Source organism: Pseudoalteromonas sp. ESRF-bin5 (assembly GCF_002632075.1).
GTDB classification, from domain to species: domain Bacteria; phylum Pseudomonadota; class Gammaproteobacteria; order Enterobacterales; family Alteromonadaceae; genus Pseudoalteromonas; species Pseudoalteromonas marina.
This window is the reverse complement of record NZ_NTLW01000164.1, coordinates 1-16,216: the sequence shown is the minus strand read 5'-3', so window position 1 is coordinate 16,216 and position 16,216 is coordinate 1. Positions and strand designations below refer to the sequence as shown.

Sequence of the window (16,216 nt, the reverse complement as noted above, 5' to 3'; positions counted from 1 at the left end):
TTAGATGACGGTAAACTATCGGTAAAAGAGTCACAATATGTTGCTTAGTGCATTTTTAAGTAAACGTTTTAGAGCATACTCAGGTCATAAAGACGAAAAAAACGGGTTTGTTAGTTTTATAGCTAAAGCGTCTACTATAGGTATTTTATTGGGGGTCGCTGTTTTAATTGTTGCCCTTTCAGTAATTAATGGCTTTGAACAACAATTAGTCCATCGTTTACTAAGCGTAGTACCTCAGGTTGAATATGTTGCACCAAGCAGACCTATTGCTAATTGGCAGCTAAAAGTAGCTAATATAGAAAGTCAGCCGCATGTAACGGGAGCAGCCCCATTTATCGCGGTTAATGGTATGGCGCAGTATAAAAGCCAATTAAAAGCGGTCGAAATACGCGGTGTTAGCCCTTCTTATGAGGGCAATGTTTCTGCAGTTAACCAGTTTGGAACAGGTAAATTAGTAAGCCAATTATCCTCTGAAGAGGTTATTTTAGGCCAACAAATAGTAAAGCAACTTGACGCAAAAGTGGGCGACAATATTACTTTGCTAATTCCTCAGGTTGGGCAAGCAGGTGGTCAGTTATTAGCACCTAAACGCGTTACCCTGAGCCTTGCAGGTGTTATTGAAATGGGCGGCCCAATTGACAGCACGGCTGCTTTTATACATTTGGGCAAAGCGCAGCAAACACTTGGCTACGACGAAACCCAAGTTACAGGTTTAAGGTTAAGTGTTGATGATGTGTTTTCAGCGCATCAAATAGCGCTTAATGTAGGGCAAACCATTAGCGATTATGTCTATATTTCTAGTTGGTTTAGAACACAAGGTAGCTTATATCAAGATATACAAATGGTTCGTACCATTGTTTATATTGTTGTGTTTTTAATTATTGCTGTTGCGAGTTTTAATATTGTGTCTTCTCTTGTCATGGAAGTGCGTGAAAAAGAAGGCAATATCGCAATTTTAAAAACAATGGGCGCTAAAGACAGTACTATTTTAGCAACCTTTGTAATGCAGGGATTAACGCAAGCGTTTGTGGGTGTCTTACTTGGCTCGTTCATTGGTGTTGTATTAGCATTAAACATAAGTGAATTATTTGCTTGGCTGAGCCAGCTAATGGGTGCTAATCCGCTTGAAGGGGTTTATTTTATAGAATTTTTACCTAGTAAGCTTGTGCTAGAAGACATCGGCATTACAGTAATTGCAACATTCGTACTTGCTATTTTTGCGACTATTTATCCCGCATGGCAGGCTACGCGAGTCGATCCGGCAAAGGTGCTGGGTAATTAACCTTACTAAAACAATAGGGGCGGGTTTGTAAAGCTGCTAAACTACGCGCTCATTTAATAGTGGGCGCTAATGCTTATCTATTTAAAACCTTACTCAGGAAATCACTTTGACAAATAACGATATTTTACGCCGTCTTCGCTATACCTTTAATTTAACAGATACTGCCATGGTTGGCATTTTTGCTGCGGCAGAGGCTACAGTAACAACAGAGCAAGTCATTGCGTGGTTAACAAAAGAGGGCGAGCAAGAGTTTGTTAAAATTTCAGACACTGAGTTTGCAACCTTCCTAAACGGGTTTATTAATACCAAACGAGGTAAACGCGAGGGTGCGCAGCCAATACCAGAGAGTAAGCTTAATAATAATATTATCTTTATGAAGTTACGCATTGCTTTAAACATGAAGGCAGAAGATGTAATAGCCACGCTTGCATTGGTTGATTTTGATTTAAGCAAACACGAATTAAGTGCGTTTTCTCGTAAAGTAGACAACAAGCATTACCGGGTGTGTAACGATCAAATACTTCGTTTATTTTTAACCGGCGTTCAGCAACAACACCGCCCTGAATAATTGCTAATAATTATTTTGGCTTAAAAACGTTGTGAAAAACAACGTTTTTAAGCCAATCATTATTAGTGTTTACTAAGATTGTAATTAATCTAACTTAGCGATAATATTTAAAAGTTAACTTTGCTAAACCAATCTAAGTGCATTAAAAACCAAGTGTCATAAAAACACAATCATATCCGTTTTAATTTCGCTATTTCCAGGTAACGAAAATACAAAAAGGAATTTAGAATGCAATTAATCCCCTCAACATTTTATTTTCCACCCGACAAAGAAAAAGATTTTCAGTATCAACTCAACAAAAGCACCGTTCATTTTGCCAACATTGCGTTGTATTTGGCTGCTTTTTTTTTATCACTTTTAGTTGTTCTTTCGTGGTTGAATGATAAGCAATCTTTATACTCTGTCATTAATGTTTTAAGACTATCGATGGTTTGTTTGTCGTTTATATTGGTTTATGTAAACAATAAATTAAAGGCAAAATACTTACATTATCGTTGTTTTGCTTATGGCGTTTTATTTTGTGTTTTATTTGGGTATTTATTTTGGTCCTTTGTCGGATTATATGGTTATTTAAACGAGGGAGGGCCAATGCTTGTAGTGGCTTCCTTTTCTGCAATACCCATGCTTCATTTAGGCCATAAACTTATTTTATGGACAATTACGGGGTTAAGCCTTCTAAGTGTTCATTTGTTTTCATCCACGCCAATAATATGGAGCCTTTACTTTTACATTAGCATTGTGATTGTAATGGCTTGTATTCAATATCAACTGGATATACTTTTACGTAAACAATATGAAGCTGAGCTTGTTGAAACACAAAAAGCAAACATTGATCAACTAACGGGGTTATATAATAGACACAGTTTTGACTCAGAATGTAAACGCTTAATGAATCAAATAAAGCCATCTCAGTCGCTAGCGCTTGCTATGGTTGATATCGATGACTTTAAAAAATATAACGATAATTACGGGCATTTAGATGGCGATAACATACTCATTGATGTTGCGAGCCGATTAAAAGAACTCCAGGCAGATATTGTTGTTAGATTTGGTGGTGAAGAATTTATCTTAGTTAAAATTTTAGATCAAAATAATTTAGACTGGCTTGATGATTTACCCAATCTTTTTGCTACAAATACGATAAGTCACGAATACTCAACATTTAAACGTGTAACTGTTTCTGTTGGCGTTGTCGTAGCTGATTTTTCCGCCCTTTGTCCAGACATTAAAGCATTGCTATCTGTAGCCGATAAAGCGATGTACAAAGCAAAAAATACAGGTAAAAATAAAGTAATTAAAGATTACATATAAAAATGGCCCAACATTTATATTGTGTCATGCTGGGCAAGTTTATATTATGAAAATAATTTACTTGATAATACTTCTTGCATTTGTTCTCGCATTTTGAACTTTTGTAGTTTGCCTGTCACTGTCATAGGGTAACTTTCTACAAAGCGAACATACCGAGGCATTTTAAAGTAGGCTAACTTGTCTTTTAAAAATGCACGAATCGCTTGCTCATCGAGTGTTATATCTTCCTTTGGTTGGATCCACGCACACACTTCTTCACCGTATTTTTCATCGCTGATACCAAATACAGCGGCGTCTTGTATGCCTGGATAGGTATAAAGCACCTCTTCAATTTCTCGAGGGTAAACGTTTTCACCACCACGGATAATCATGTCTTTAATTCGCCCAACAATACTCACAAACCCTTCGCTATCCATAACACCTAAATCTCCTGAATGAAGCCAGCCGTTACTATCTATTGTGGCTTTTGTTTTTTCTTCGTCATTCCAATAGCAGCGCATTATCCCTACGCCTTTTGAGCATACTTCACCGGGTAAACCTATTTTTTGAATGTTACCCAGTTCATCAATAATTTTAACCTCAGTATGTGCAAGAGCGCGGCCAACGGTTGTTACTTGGCGCTCTATTGATGAATCAGTTTCGGTTATATTATTGATTGGGCTGCATTCAGTTTGCCCATAGGCAATTAAAACTTGGTGCATATTCATTTGTGTTTGAACTTTGCGCATGACTTGTTCTGGACAAGTAGAGCCTGCCATAACACCAGTTCTGAGTGTACTTAAGTCATATTCATTAAAGGTACTGAGCTCAAGTTGACTAATGAACATAGTGGGAACACCGTGCAATGCTGTACAGCCTTCTTGTTCAATTACATCAAGCGTTGTTTTGGCGTCAAACGAATCACTCGGATAAATGGCTGCGGCGCCTTTTGTAACGCATAACAGACTACCTAAAACCATACCAAAGCAGTGATATAAAGGCACTGGAATACAAAGCTTGTCGTGCTCAGTAAAATGCATAGAGTCGCTAACAAAAAGCGCGTTATTTAATATGTTCTTATGGGTGAGTGTAGCGCCTTTTGGGTTACCTGTTGTGCCTGAGGTAAATTGTATATTTATGTCCTGTTCGGCATTTAAATTTGCAGCAATAGCATTAAGTTCAAGCTCATGAGCTGGCGTTGCCATACGCATAATATCGGAAAACGAAAACATGCCAGCGCTTACATTATCACCAATACGAATTACATTCTTAAGATTGGGCAGAGCTTTAGCTGAAAGCTTGCCACTGTCACAATGTTTAAGTTCTGGCGCTAGACTATTTAGCATTTCTATATAGTTGCTGCCTTTAAATTGTGAAGCGGTAATGAGTGTTGAACATTCAACGCTATTTAATGCATATTGAAGCTCATTTGGCCGGTAGGCTGGGTTAATGCAAACCATAATGGCACCAATCTTTGCGGTAGCGAATTGAGTTAAGCACCACTGTATATTATTAGGTGACCATATTCCGACCCGATCGCCTGGCTTAACACCGATGGCTAATAGCCCCATTGCGAGTTGATTCACTTCTTTTTGAAATTCTTTGTAGGTTAAACGTATGTTTTGATGATTGACCACTACCGCAAGCGAGTTAGGGTTTTTGTCGACAATGAAGTCGAAGTAAGCACCAATGGTTTTATTGGTTAAAGGTGTATTTTGTGAGCCTTTAAAATAGCTTTTGGACAACGGTAGTGAATTTATTATTTCTACTTCTTTAACCGTTTTATGTAGTGTGTGCATGTTTTTCTCCGTGTCGATGTGTGTGTATTACATAAACTAGGAACTAAATAAACACACATTGTCGACAAAAAGAAGGGTGGTTAGACTAATGTATTATAAGTAAAGATATAGCCAGTAAAATAGTAGCAATAAAAAACGCGCCATATTGGCGCGTTCATAATTTAAAAAACTTTAAACGTTTTAAATTACATTTCGTCACTACGATACGTTTTTTTCATTATGTATACGTAGGCGTTCACAAATGCATTTTCTTGGTACTTTTTAAGGCCTGTTTCCTCAAATGCAATAGGGATAGGATTACGCTTAACTTGCTCTTTAATCTCTGTAGTTGAGAATACGCGTACATCTAGGTTTTCAATGAGCTGAATAGCGGTTTCCATTTTAAAACCTTTCGCACTGCCTGCAAATTTACCTTTTGGTTGGCGTTCGCGAATGGCAACAGAGTCAATTTGGTAATCTTGCATTAGCTTTGCAAAATCAAATTGAAATTTGCGCATTATTTCAGTGTCGTTACCATTACCTAAAGTAAAACGTGTTTGACGCACATCGCGAATATCAAAAACGTCGTTATCTTTACTTAAAATACAAAGTAGTACGTCACTACCGGTAATTTCTACACCACATGTTCTCATTGCTGTTCTCTAATAAAACTTAATTATTGCGTATTATACGCAACATCGAATAAATTGCGAGAATAAGCAATAAGGTGAATTCTTACTATGCATTTCTCAAAATTGTCATCGTTTATAACTATATTTACAAACTTACGCAAAATAACATTGATTACAGCGCCTTTAAACTTGTAATTGTTTCTCGCTCACGCGACAATATATTTTTGTAGTTGAGCAGACTCAGCATCTACATCAGCCTGTTAGGCGAAAAATAGTCAATGCTTATTCGTAAGAGCGTTGTCGAGTCATTCTCATTTAATTTTATTTAAAATACACGTGATACATTGTAGGTGTCACCACTGTATGTAAGGATTTATAATGCCAGTTATTACCCTTCCTGACGGCAGTCAGCGTAGTTTTGAAAACCCTGTAAGTACCCTTGATGTTGCAAACGATATTGGTCCAGGCCTAGCTAAAGCAACCATTGCTGGTCGTGTTAATGGCGACCGTGTTGATGCATGTGACCTAATTAATGATGATGCACGGCTTGAGATCATCACAGCAAAAGATGAAGACGGACTTGAGATTATTCGTCACTCGTGCGCTCACTTAATAGGTCATGCGGTTAAGCAACTTTACCCAGAAGCAAAAATGGCAATTGGCCCAACTATTGATAACGGCTTTTACTACGATATCGATTTAGATCATTCTTTGTCACAAGATGACTTAGATGCCATTGAAAAGCGTATGTTGCAACTTGCAAAAACAAACTACGACGTAGTGAAAAAAACAGTAAGCTGGCAAGAAGCTCGCGATACGTTTGAAGCGCGTGGCGAAACATACAAAATTGAAATTTTGGACGAGAACATTGCAAAAGATGATCGCCCAGGATTATACCACCACGAAGAATACGTAGACATGTGTCGTGGTCCTCATGTACCTAACATGAAATTCTGCCAAAACTTCAAAATAATGAAAGTAGCAGGTGCGTACTGGCGTGGTGATTCTGAAAATAAAATGTTACAGCGCATTTACGGCACTGCGTGGGGCGATAAAAAGCAACTTAAAGCGTATTTAAAGCGTTTAGAAGAAGCTGAAAAGCGTGATCACCGTCGTATTGGTAAGGCTCTAGACTTATGGCACTGGCAAGAAGAAGCGCCAGGTATGGTATTTTGGCATAACGATGGTTGGAGCATTTACCGCGAGCTTGAAGAATTTGTCCGTGAAAAATTACGTGAATACCAATACGAAGAAGTAAAAGGTCCAATGATGATGGACCGATCTTTGTGGGAAAAATCTGGTCACTGGGAAAAATACTCAGACGCCATGTTCACCACAGAGTCTGAAAAGCGCGAATACGCTATTAAACCAATGAACTGCCCGGGTCACGTGCAAATTTTTAACCAAGGTTTAAAATCGTACCGTGATTTACCACTGCGTATGGCCGAGTTTGGTTGTTGTCACCGTAACGAACCATCAGGCGCTTTACACGGCTTAATGCGTGTACGTGGCTTTACACAAGATGATGCTCACGTGTTCTGTACAGAAGAGCAAGTAATGGACGAGGTTTCAGCGTGTATTAAGATGGTTTATGATACCTATGAAACATTCGGTTTTGACAAAATTGTAGTTAAGCTTTCTACGCGTCCTGAAAAACGTATCGGTGACGATGAAATTTGGGACAAAGCAGAGGTTGCATTAGCTGATGCACTTAAGGCAAACGACATTGAATTTGATTACCTACCAGGTGAAGGTGCCTTTTACGGACCTAAAATTGAATTTACTTTGTACGATTGTTTAGACAGAGCGTGGCAATGTGGTACAGTGCAACTAGATTTTGCACTTCCGGGTCGTTTAGGCGCTACTTATGTAGCTGAAAACAACGAACGACGCACCCCAGTTATGATACACCGTGCTATTTTAGGCTCAATTGAGCGCTTTATCGGTATTTTAACTGAAGAATACGCTGGTTTATTCCCAACGTGGCTTGCTCCAAAGCAAGTGGTAATTATGAATATTACCGATAAACAAGCAGATTACGTGCACGAAATTGTACAAAAATTAAATAAACTTGGAATTAGAGCCGCTGCTGACTTGAGAAATGAGAAGATTGGCTTTAAAATCCGTGAGCATACATTAAAGCGTATACCTTACTTACTGGTTGTTGGCGACAAAGAAGTTGAACAACAAGAAGTAGCGGTTCGTACGCGAACAGGTGAAGACCTGGGTAAATTTAATGTCGATGACTTTGTAGCTAAAATAAGCGAAGAGATTAAAAATCGACAGTAAAAATCGAGCGTGTAGGGCTGTAACTAAAAGTCATCTACACGCTTATATTATTGATATTCTTGGAGGAACGTACCATTAGAGGCGGCAAGAAAGGGCAACAAACAGCTCAAAAAAATCGTATTAACGAAGAAATTACAGCTCAAGAAGTTCGTTTAATCGACATCGACGGCGAACAAGCTGGCATTCAGTCATTAAAAGACGCACAAGCCATGGCTGATGCAGCGGGTGTTGATCTTGTAGAGATTAGCCCAAACGCTGAGCCGCCTGTTTGTAAGGTTATGGACTACGGTAAGTTCATCTTTGAAAAAAGCAAAGAACTGAAAGAGCAGAAGAAGAAGCAAAAGCAAATCCAGATTAAAGAAATCAAATTCCGTCCTGGTACGGATGAAGGTGATTATCAGGTTAAGCTTCGCAACTTACGTAAGTTCTTAGAAGCTGGCGATAAAGCTAAAATTACCATCCGCTTCCGTGGCCGTGAAATGGCTCACCAAGAAATTGGCATCGAACTATTAAACCGCGTTAAAGGCGATTTAGAAGATTTAGCAGTCGTTGAGTCTTTCCCAAATCGCGTTGAAGGCCGTCAAATGGTTATGATGATGGCACCTATTGCTAAAAAGTAATTTTTAAGTAATAATGCGCACCGAATTTAGCTCAGGTCTGCAAGCAATATGCAAATATTCACCTGAGTTAACCGGTTTTAAAGTAAAGTTGCAGCATTTTATGCTGGGCTTTCACCGGAACATGGCAGTAAGTTAGGCCTAAAAGTGGAGCTATAGAAATATACCTCACGCCTGCTTACTAATTTAAAGGCAATACAATTGGAGTTATTGCAATGGCTTATAAGCTAAAAAGTCACAGTGGCGCTGCTAAGCGTTTCAAAAAGACTGCTTCTGGCGGTTTCAAGCGTAAACAAGCGCATCTTCGTCATATTCTGACTAAGAAAACTTCTAAGCGTAAGTTACACCTACGTCCTAAGATGATGGTTCATAAAAATGACCATGGTCTAGTTTCACGTATGTTACCGTTCGCTTAATAGGGGTTTTTAGAAATGGCAAGAGTTAAACGCGGCGTTGTCGCACGTGCACGTCACAAAAAAGTTTTAAAACAAGCAAAAGGTTACTACGGAGCACGTTCACGTGTTTACCGCGTAGCTTTCCAGGCTGTTACTAAAGCGGGTCAATACGCTTACCGTGACCGTCGTGCGAAGAAACGTACTTTCCGTCAATTATGGATTGCACGTATCAATGCTGCTTCACGTCAAAATGGTCTGTCTTACAGCCGTTTTATCAATGGTCTTAAAAAGACTTCTGTAGAAATCGATCGTAAGATCCTTGCAGATATCGCTGTTTACGACCAAGTTGCATTCGCAGCGCTTGTAGAAAAAGCTAAAGAAGGCCTAGCCGCTTAAGCTTTTTTATAAGAACTGAAAAGGAGCCCATTGGCTCCTTTTTTTGTGCCTAAAATTTGCTATGAAAACCCCACCACATAAAAGCTATTCTAAGTTCCCGAGTAAAATAAGCCGTTATTAATTTATAGACCCAGCTGTATTTTATTGGATACTAATTCTGCTGAAATACTAATAAAGCATTTTTGATTCATTATTAACTTACCTTAGGCTGTGTTTTTTGTTGAACTACCGCAGTTTTTTCGTAACGATCAGTTAAGTTGTTATAATTTGGCCATTAAAGCGCTTTTTTGAGAATAATATGTTAGCCAGCTTACTTTTTTTATCTGCAAGTATGACTTACGATAGCCATTTACCACCTTTGCTACCTTGGCAAGGACAAAGCTTATCGCTGATACAACAGGCAGGTCCTCTGACAACGGATTTTGAACTTTCAGATGGTTATATATCTCCTGACTACAACAACACAATGGCTTTTGTAGAGCGTTTAGTTGCTGCAAACCCAACTCAATTCAAATCGCAAATAATTGGTTATAGTAATAGTAAGCGCGCTATTAAAATGGTTGTAGCGAGTGAGCAAGGTTTTTTTGATGCAGATCAGCTTGCTAATAGCACCAAGCCTACAGTGCTTGTTCAAGCGGGAATTCATGCTGGCGAGATTGACGGTAAAGACGCGATGTTTATGTTGTTACGCGATATAGCGACTGGCAAACGCAGAGATATTTTAAAGAAAGTAAATATTTTATTCATCCCAATTTTAAACGTTGACGGACATGAAAGAAGCGGCCACTTCAACCGTATTAATCAACGCGGCCCAAGTAAAATGGGTTTTAGAACTAATGCAAATAATTTAAATTTAAACCGTGACTTTACAAAACTTGATACACCCGAAGTTAAAAGTGTTTTGAATGTTATTAATGACTATAACCCAAATCTGTATGTTGATGTGCACGTTACTGACGGTGCAGATTATCAATACGATGTCACCTATGGGTATAACCCGGTTTTTGCGAGCGAATCACCTGCTATATCAGCTGCGCTAGACCAATACTTCAAACCTGTAATAGATGAAAAGTTAGCATCGCAAGGCCATATACCTGGACCACTTGTATTTGTTATGAATAAGCGAAACTTTAAAGGAGGGCTTGCAGGTTGGGTTGCTACACCACGGTTTTCAAATGGTTGGGGCGACTTAAAGTCTTTACCTACAATTTTAGTCGAAAACCATTCCCTGAAACCCTATAAGCAACGTGTATTAGGAACTTATGTATTTATTGATGGTGCAATTGATGCCTTATCAAATCACAGCCATGAACTAGCTAATGCAGTAAAAAAAGAACAGGCATTTGTGCCAAAAGAACTTATTGTTCAACGAGGGTATAGTAAAACTCCTGTTGAAATTGAATTCAAAGGTATTCGTTATACCTCAAAAATGAGTACGTTATCAGGTCAAACAGAAGTTCAATATATTGGCGAGAAAGAAGACTATACTGATTTACCTGTATATTGGCAAAAAGACGTACAAAAGCGTGTTGAAGTGCCTAAGGCATTTTTTATACCACCTGTTTACACGGATTTAATTGAAAAGTTATCGCTTCATGGTGTGTCTGTGAACAAATTAGTTGGTGAAAATACACAACCACTAAAACAGGCCAAAATAGATGATTACTCTTTTGCTAAGTCACCGTTTGAAGGACGATTTAGAGTAACGGCTACTTTTGATTATAAGCCTGCTATTAATGTAAATTTAGACGGTTGGTTTGAAGTTACAACTCAACAAAAGGCAGGAGAATTAGCTGTCCATTTGCTGCACCCAGAGGCACCGGATTCATTTTTTGCATGGGGTGAGTTTAATACTGTTTTTCAACGAACAGAATACATGGAAAACTACGCGCTAATCCCGTTTGCCCGTCAAATGCTAAAAGATAATCCAAAACTTGCATTAGCATTTGATAAAAAGCTAAAAAATGACAAGTCATTCGCTAATGATCCTGATGCTCGCTTAAACTGGTTATATGAGCATAGCCCGTTTTATGACCAAGCTTATTTAAAGTATCCAATACTTATGTCGTTTGAAGAAGAAATAGCAGTACCAGAACAAAAAGATAAAGAAATATAGCGATGAAAATTATAACAATACCAGTGACACCTTTTGCACAAAATTGCAGAATAATAGCTTGCGAGAGTACTCAAGAAGCAATCGCTGTTGACCCCGGTGGTGACAGCGATAAGATAATAGCTACTTTAACGAGTAATAGTTTAACCTTAAAAGCTGTTTGGTTAACCCATGGGCACTTAGACCATGTTGGTGCAGCTGAAGTGCTTCGTAGGCAGTTTGATATTAAAATTATTGGCCCGCATAAGGATGAACGTTTTTGGTTTGATAATTTACCAATGCAAGCTCAAATGTTCGGTTTTCCACCCATTGATCCTTTTTACCCAGATGCGTGGCTATCGCATGGTGATACTTTGAGCCTAGGTAAATTAAAATTCGATGTAATGCATTGCCCAGGTCATACGCCAGGACATATTGTATTCTATGAACACAATAATAAATGTGTAATTGTTGGTGACGTTATATTTAAAGGCTCCGTGGGGCGAACCGACTTTCCAAAAGGCAATAGTCAACAACTTATAGAATCCATTAAGGCTAATATATTAACCTTGCCGGCGCAGACCGCGATTTTGTCGGGGCATGGCAGTGAAACAACAGTAGAGCATGAAATTAAAACGAACCCTTTTGTGAGTGGACAGTACGGATAGTGAGTTAAATGTATTAATTATGAGTAATTTATACATAGAAAAACTAAAAATAAGCAGATTGTTTTTAAAAATGGTTGTATAATTTAACCAGTTTATTTGATAAATAAGAAATAAAATGTCTCTAAATCACGTAGATCGCCAAATTTTGGCACTTTTGCAACAAGACGCAAGTCTATCAACTGCTGAAATAGCAGATAAAGTCGGCTTATCTCAATCACCTTGTTGGCGTCGAATTGCTAAACTTGAGCAAGACGGCTATATAAAAAGCAAAGTGGCATTGTTAGATGAAAAGAAACTAGGCTTTGATATGCTGGTATACGCACATGTGCGTTTATCTAACCATGGAAAAAAAAATCTGGCTGAGTTTGAAAAACTAATCATGAGTTATGATGAAGTAACTGAGTGTTATACAATGGCTGGTACCATGGATTTTATGTTACGTATAATCTCGCAAGGTATAGAGGGTTACGAACATTTTGTTAGAGATAACTTATTAAGTTTAGAATATGTGCAGGAAGTGCATTCAAACGTAACAATGACATGTGTAAAACGAAGCACTTCTCTTCCTTTGTAAACGAATAACTTTTTAGAGCTATTTAGTTTAAAAGACAATGTAATTGTTAAATGAGCGCTAATTTGCTAAAATTTAGCGCTTTTTTTATACCCAAAATACACCTGAGGATCTCAATGTTTAACTTACTCAGTAGGGCGCCAAGCTCTGCTAAAAACGATATTCTATCTGGTTTAACTGTGGCGTTAGCCTTAGTGCCAGAAGCTGTTGCGTTTGCCTTTGTAGCAAATGTAGAACCTTTAGTTGGTCTATATGCCGCGTTTATCGTAGGTTTAATTACGGCTATATTTGGCGGCCGCCCTGGTATGATTTCAGGTGCTACCGGTGCTTTAGCGGTTGTTATGGTAAGTTTAGTACTTGATCATGGTGTTGAGTATCTCTTTGCAACCGTGCTGTTGATGGGTATTTTGCAAATACTCGCGGGAATATTCAAGCTCGGTAAGTTTATTCGAATGGTACCACATCCTGTAATGCTAGGGTTTGTAAACGGCTTAGCTATTGTTATATTTTTAGCCCAGTTAGGTCAGTTTAAAGTACCTGACGGTATGGGCGGTCAGCAATGGATGACGGGTGAACCATTGTTTATTATGCTAGGGCTGGTTGCGCTAACTATGGGAATTATTCATTTCCTTCCTAAGTTAACAACGGCTATTCCTTCGTCTTTGGTTGCGATTGTAACGGTAACTGGCTTAGTGATTGGTTTAGACCTTGAAGCACATACCGTATTAGATTTTTTAAAAGGGATGACAGGTGACGAAGCGGCAACAATCGCAGGTGGGTTGCCAGAGTTTCATATTCCTATGGTGCCATTTAATTTAGATACGCTGCAAATTATCTTCCCTTATGCACTGATACTTGCTGCTATCGGCCTGATAGAGTCATTATTAACGCTTAGCTTAATTGATGAAATTACTGAAACCCGTGGTCACAGTAACAAAGAGTGTATTGGCCAAGGCGCTGCAAATATAACGTGTGGTTTTTTTGGTGCAATGGGTGGTTGTGCAATGATTGGCCAATCAATGATTAATATTAATTCTGGCGGTCGTTCACGTTTATCAGGTATCAGTGCAGCACTAATGTTGCTTGCATTTATCATTTTTGCTTCAAGTTTAATTGAAATGATCCCACTTGCCGCACTTGTTGGGGTTATGTTTATGGTTGTGCTTGGTACATTTGAATGGGCAAGTTTTAAAATGATGAAGCGCGTCCCATTGTCAGATGCCTTTGTGATCGTGCTGGTTTCAGGTGTAACGGTGATTACCGATTTAGCGATTGCAGTGTGTGTAGGTGTAATTGTGTCTGCACTTGTTTTTGCATGGCAACATGCTAAACATATTTACACAACAAACTACATTGATGAAGAAGGCTCAAAAGTATATGAGTTACATGGGCCATTATTTTTTGGTTCAGTTAAAAACTTTTCTGAATTATTTGATGTTAAAAATGACCCAGAGAACGTTATTGTAGAGTTTAAACATAGCCGTGTATCAGATCACAGTGCAATAGAGGCTATTGATGCATTAGCTGATAAATATACTAAAGCAGGTAAACAGCTTCATTTGCGTCATTTAAGTAAAGACTGTACTCAGTTACTGCACAAAGCGCGTGATTTAGTTGAAGTAAATGTAATAGAAGATCCTACTTATAAAGTTGCGTCAGATAAACTTGCTTAAACAATAATTATCAACGTGTTAATGAAAGCGAAAGGGTAATACCTTTCGCTTTTTTATTGCGCGTAAGTTAAGTTTGCGTTGATTGTATTAAAAACTAAGATAGGCGGTAGTGCTAAACAGCCTCGTAAATCTATATAATAGGCGATGATATGAATTAGTTTATTTATAAAATTAATTAGTTATTAATAAATACAAGCTAAGAATAGATTTTAAAGTAGTTACTATTTTGGAGACAGTGTAAATTTTGAATTGGCAATCTTTAATTGATAACCGTCAGCGCTTTTTTTGGCTTTTGCAGATTGCAGGCTGGATAGGGTATGCGCTTGTCAATTACATTGGTTCTAAAGTATTTGAAATGCGTGATATTTACGTATTCGTTATATTATTAAATGCTTATGCTGGCTGTCTTATGACAGTACCTCTTCGCTATATTTACCGTACAGTTTGGAATGCTTCACCTATAGTGCTGATGTTAGTGGTGTTTGGGGCATCTTATGTAACGGGTACATTATGGGCTGTTGTACAAAAATTTAATCTATGGGAAATATATCGCCATGGTTACAGGCCAGAAGAGTGGTTTTATTACCTGCAACAAGGATTAGATTCTGTTTACATTATTTTGTGTTGGAGTGGTTTGTACTTTGGCGTCAAATATTATCAGCTATTGCAAAGTGAACGACAAAAAGCATTAAAAGCCACTACAATGGCCCACGAAGCCCAATTAAAAATGCTTAGGTATCAGCTTAACCCGCATTTTTTATTTAATACGCTAAATGCCATTTCAACATTAGTTTTGGTAAAAGAAAATAAAGATGCTAACTTAATGGTCTCTAAATTGAGTGACTTTTTAAGATACACATTAAATACCGATCCCATAAAAAAAGTACCACTTGAGCAAGAGTTACATGCATTAAAGCTATACCTTGATATTGAGAGAGTACGTTTTGATGAACGTTTAAAGGTAAACATAGACGTAAGTGAACAAGCAAAACAAGCGCTTGTGCCTAGTCTTATATTGCAACCTATTATTGAGAACGCAATTAAATATGCGATTGCCCACTTATCTGAAGGTGGTGTAATTGATATCAAAGCCCAAGTGTTTGCTAACGAATTACTCCTTGAAGTGGGAGATAACGGGCCTGGCACAGAATTAGAAAATGGCAAGCTTGTTAACGCACAAGGTGTTGGCATTGCAAATACCAAAGATAGATTAAAAACGCTCTACGAAAATAATTATTCGTTTGTATTATCACATAATACGCCAAGTGGATTAAAAGTTAATCTGCGAGTGCCGTTTGAGAAGGCTGTGAAGAAATGATGAAAATCAGAACGCTTATTGTTGATGATGAACCATTAGCGCGCAAAGGTTTAGATGTAAGACTTTCAGAATTTGATGATATTGAAGTTATTAAATTATGCAGTTCGGGTGCGGATGCAATACAGACGTGTAAAAACGAAAAAATAGATTTAGTATTTTTAGATATTCAAATGCCAGGCATGAATGGTTTTGAAGTTGCTCGCGCGTTAAGTGAAAGCACTAAAGTACTACCTGCAATCGTGTTTGTTACCGCATTTGATCAATTTGCAGTAAAAGCATTTGAAATTCATGCATTGGATTACATTTTAAAACCCGTTGATGATAACAGACTAAAACAGGCGGTAGAAAAAGTGCATACCTATTTAAAAACGCAACAAGACAACGCCCATAAGAAAAAACTCGCGAGTTTTGTAGCTGGCATTACCGGAAATAACTGTGAAGAAATTCTCAAAAAGCTGGCAACCGGTGATACTTTAGCTGATAAACGTTACCCAGAGTCGTTGGCAGTAAAAGAGCAGGGCGAAATTATTCGTGTTCCAGCAGCAACCATTCAATGGGTTGATGCAGCAGGTGATTATATGTGTTTACATTGCCAAGATGGACAAACACATATATTACGTAAAACAATGAAAGAACTTGAGCAAGAG

Annotated in this window: 15 protein-coding genes; 13 read left to right on the top strand and 2 right to left on the bottom strand. The window is 38.1% G+C overall.

Features of this window, described 5'->3' with window-relative positions:
* Window positions 1–37: 37 nt before the first annotated feature.
* The 3 genes from BCG07_RS09285 to BCG07_RS09275 all read left to right on the top strand — a co-directional run bounded on the left by BCG07_RS09285 (window position 38) and on the right by BCG07_RS09275 (window position 3,161).
* Window positions 38–1,282: a lipoprotein-releasing ABC transporter permease subunit gene (locus tag BCG07_RS09285; protein ID WP_286889915.1), complete on the top strand. Its 1,245-nt coding sequence runs from the start codon at window positions 38–40 to the stop codon at window positions 1,280–1,282.
* A gap of 106 nt (window positions 1,283–1,388) precedes the next feature.
* Window positions 1,389–1,850, top strand: a complete 462-nt coding sequence (locus tag BCG07_RS09280) for a YehS family protein (RefSeq protein WP_286889914.1) — start codon at window positions 1,389–1,391, stop codon at window positions 1,848–1,850.
* A gap of 228 nt (window positions 1,851–2,078) precedes the next feature.
* Entirely contained in the window at window positions 2,079–3,161 is a 1,083-nt protein-coding gene (locus tag BCG07_RS09275; protein ID WP_286889913.1) for a GGDEF domain-containing protein, read from the top strand.
* 44 nt (window positions 3,162–3,205) lie between these two features.
* Here BCG07_RS09275 and BCG07_RS09270 read toward each other — a convergent pair whose 3' ends face one another.
* On the bottom strand, window positions 3,206–4,939 hold the full coding sequence (locus tag BCG07_RS09270) for an AMP-binding protein (RefSeq protein WP_286889912.1): 1,734 nt from the start codon (window positions 4,937–4,939) through the stop codon (window positions 3,206–3,208).
* Between the two features lie 185 nt (window positions 4,940–5,124).
* Window positions 5,125–5,571, bottom strand: a complete 447-nt coding sequence (locus BCG07_RS09265) for a DUF3010 family protein (RefSeq protein WP_006794749.1) — start codon at window positions 5,569–5,571, stop codon at window positions 5,125–5,127.
* Window positions 5,572–5,928: 357 nt separating this feature from the next.
* Here BCG07_RS09265 and thrS point away from each other — a divergent pair, with 357 nt between their 5' ends.
* The 10 genes from thrS to BCG07_RS09215 all read left to right on the top strand — a co-directional run.
* The gene (gene thrS, locus BCG07_RS09260; protein ID WP_286889911.1) at window positions 5,929–7,839 is read left to right on the top strand and encodes a threonine--tRNA ligase; all 1,911 of its coding nucleotides are present in this window, start codon (window positions 5,929–5,931) and stop codon (window positions 7,837–7,839) included.
* 59 nt (window positions 7,840–7,898) lie between these two features.
* The gene (infC, locus tag BCG07_RS09255; RefSeq protein ID WP_006794470.1) at window positions 7,899–8,459 is read left to right on the top strand and encodes a translation initiation factor IF-3; all 561 of its coding nucleotides are present in this window, start codon (window positions 7,899–7,901) and stop codon (window positions 8,457–8,459) included.
* Between the two features lie 212 nt (window positions 8,460–8,671).
* A complete protein-coding gene (gene rpmI / locus BCG07_RS09250) occupies window positions 8,672–8,872 on the top strand; it encodes a 50S ribosomal protein L35 (RefSeq protein ID WP_002960713.1) in 201 nt (66 codons plus the stop codon).
* Between the two features lie 15 nt (window positions 8,873–8,887).
* On the top strand, window positions 8,888–9,247 hold the full coding sequence (gene rplT, locus BCG07_RS09245) for a 50S ribosomal protein L20 (RefSeq protein ID WP_002960711.1): 360 nt from the start codon (window positions 8,888–8,890) through the stop codon (window positions 9,245–9,247).
* 298 nt (window positions 9,248–9,545) lie between these two features.
* Entirely contained in the window at window positions 9,546–11,363 is a 1,818-nt protein-coding gene (locus BCG07_RS09240; protein WP_286889910.1) for a M14 family metallopeptidase, read from the top strand.
* A 2-nt stretch (window positions 11,364–11,365) separates the two neighbouring features.
* Complete coding sequence (locus BCG07_RS09235) at window positions 11,366–12,007, top strand: MBL fold metallo-hydrolase (protein ID WP_286889909.1); 642 nt, start codon at window positions 11,366–11,368, stop codon at window positions 12,005–12,007.
* A 115-nt stretch (window positions 12,008–12,122) separates the two neighbouring features.
* Window positions 12,123–12,581, top strand: coding sequence for an Lrp/AsnC family transcriptional regulator (locus tag BCG07_RS09230; RefSeq protein ID WP_002960703.1), 459 nt, complete (start codon window positions 12,123–12,125; stop codon window positions 12,579–12,581).
* A gap of 113 nt (window positions 12,582–12,694) precedes the next feature.
* Entirely contained in the window at window positions 12,695–14,251 is a 1,557-nt protein-coding gene (locus tag BCG07_RS09225) for a SulP family inorganic anion transporter (protein ID WP_006794467.1), read from the top strand.
* Between the two features lie 244 nt (window positions 14,252–14,495).
* Window positions 14,496–15,569: a sensor histidine kinase gene (locus tag BCG07_RS09220; RefSeq protein WP_006794466.1), complete on the top strand. Its 1,074-nt coding sequence runs from the start codon at window positions 14,496–14,498 to the stop codon at window positions 15,567–15,569.
* A partial coding sequence (locus BCG07_RS09215; protein ID WP_286889908.1) for a LytR/AlgR family response regulator transcription factor occupies window positions 15,566–16,216 on the top strand: 651 nt, incomplete at its 3' end. The genes BCG07_RS09220 and BCG07_RS09215, both read left to right, overlap by 4 nt.

What these genes read in the sequence shown, in the direction of transcription:
- BCG07_RS09285 (WP_286889915.1), top strand. Translation starts at nt 38, where the DNA reads ATGTTGCTTAGTGCATTTTTAAGTAAACGTTTTAGAGCATACTCAGGT.
- BCG07_RS09275 (WP_286889913.1), top strand. Translation starts at nt 2,079, where the DNA reads ATGCAATTAATCCCCTCAACATTTTATTTTCCACCCGACAAAGAAAAA.
- BCG07_RS09270 (WP_286889912.1), bottom strand. Translation starts at nt 4,939, where the DNA reads ATGCACACACTACATAAAACGGTTAAAGAAGTAGAAATAATAAATTCA.
- BCG07_RS09265 (WP_006794749.1), bottom strand. Translation starts at nt 5,571, where the DNA reads ATGAGAACATGTGGTGTAGAAATTACCGGTAGTGACGTACTACTTTGT.
- thrS (WP_286889911.1), top strand. Translation starts at nt 5,929, where the DNA reads ATGCCAGTTATTACCCTTCCTGACGGCAGTCAGCGTAGTTTTGAAAAC.
- rpmI (WP_002960713.1), top strand. Translation starts at nt 8,672, where the DNA reads ATGGCTTATAAGCTAAAAAGTCACAGTGGCGCTGCTAAGCGTTTCAAA.
- rplT (WP_002960711.1), top strand. Translation starts at nt 8,888, where the DNA reads ATGGCAAGAGTTAAACGCGGCGTTGTCGCACGTGCACGTCACAAAAAA.
- BCG07_RS09240 (WP_286889910.1), top strand. Translation starts at nt 9,546, where the DNA reads ATGTTAGCCAGCTTACTTTTTTTATCTGCAAGTATGACTTACGATAGC.
- BCG07_RS09235 (WP_286889909.1), top strand. Translation starts at nt 11,366, where the DNA reads ATGAAAATTATAACAATACCAGTGACACCTTTTGCACAAAATTGCAGA.
- BCG07_RS09230 (WP_002960703.1), top strand. Translation starts at nt 12,123, where the DNA reads ATGTCTCTAAATCACGTAGATCGCCAAATTTTGGCACTTTTGCAACAA.
- BCG07_RS09225 (WP_006794467.1), top strand. Translation starts at nt 12,695, where the DNA reads ATGTTTAACTTACTCAGTAGGGCGCCAAGCTCTGCTAAAAACGATATT.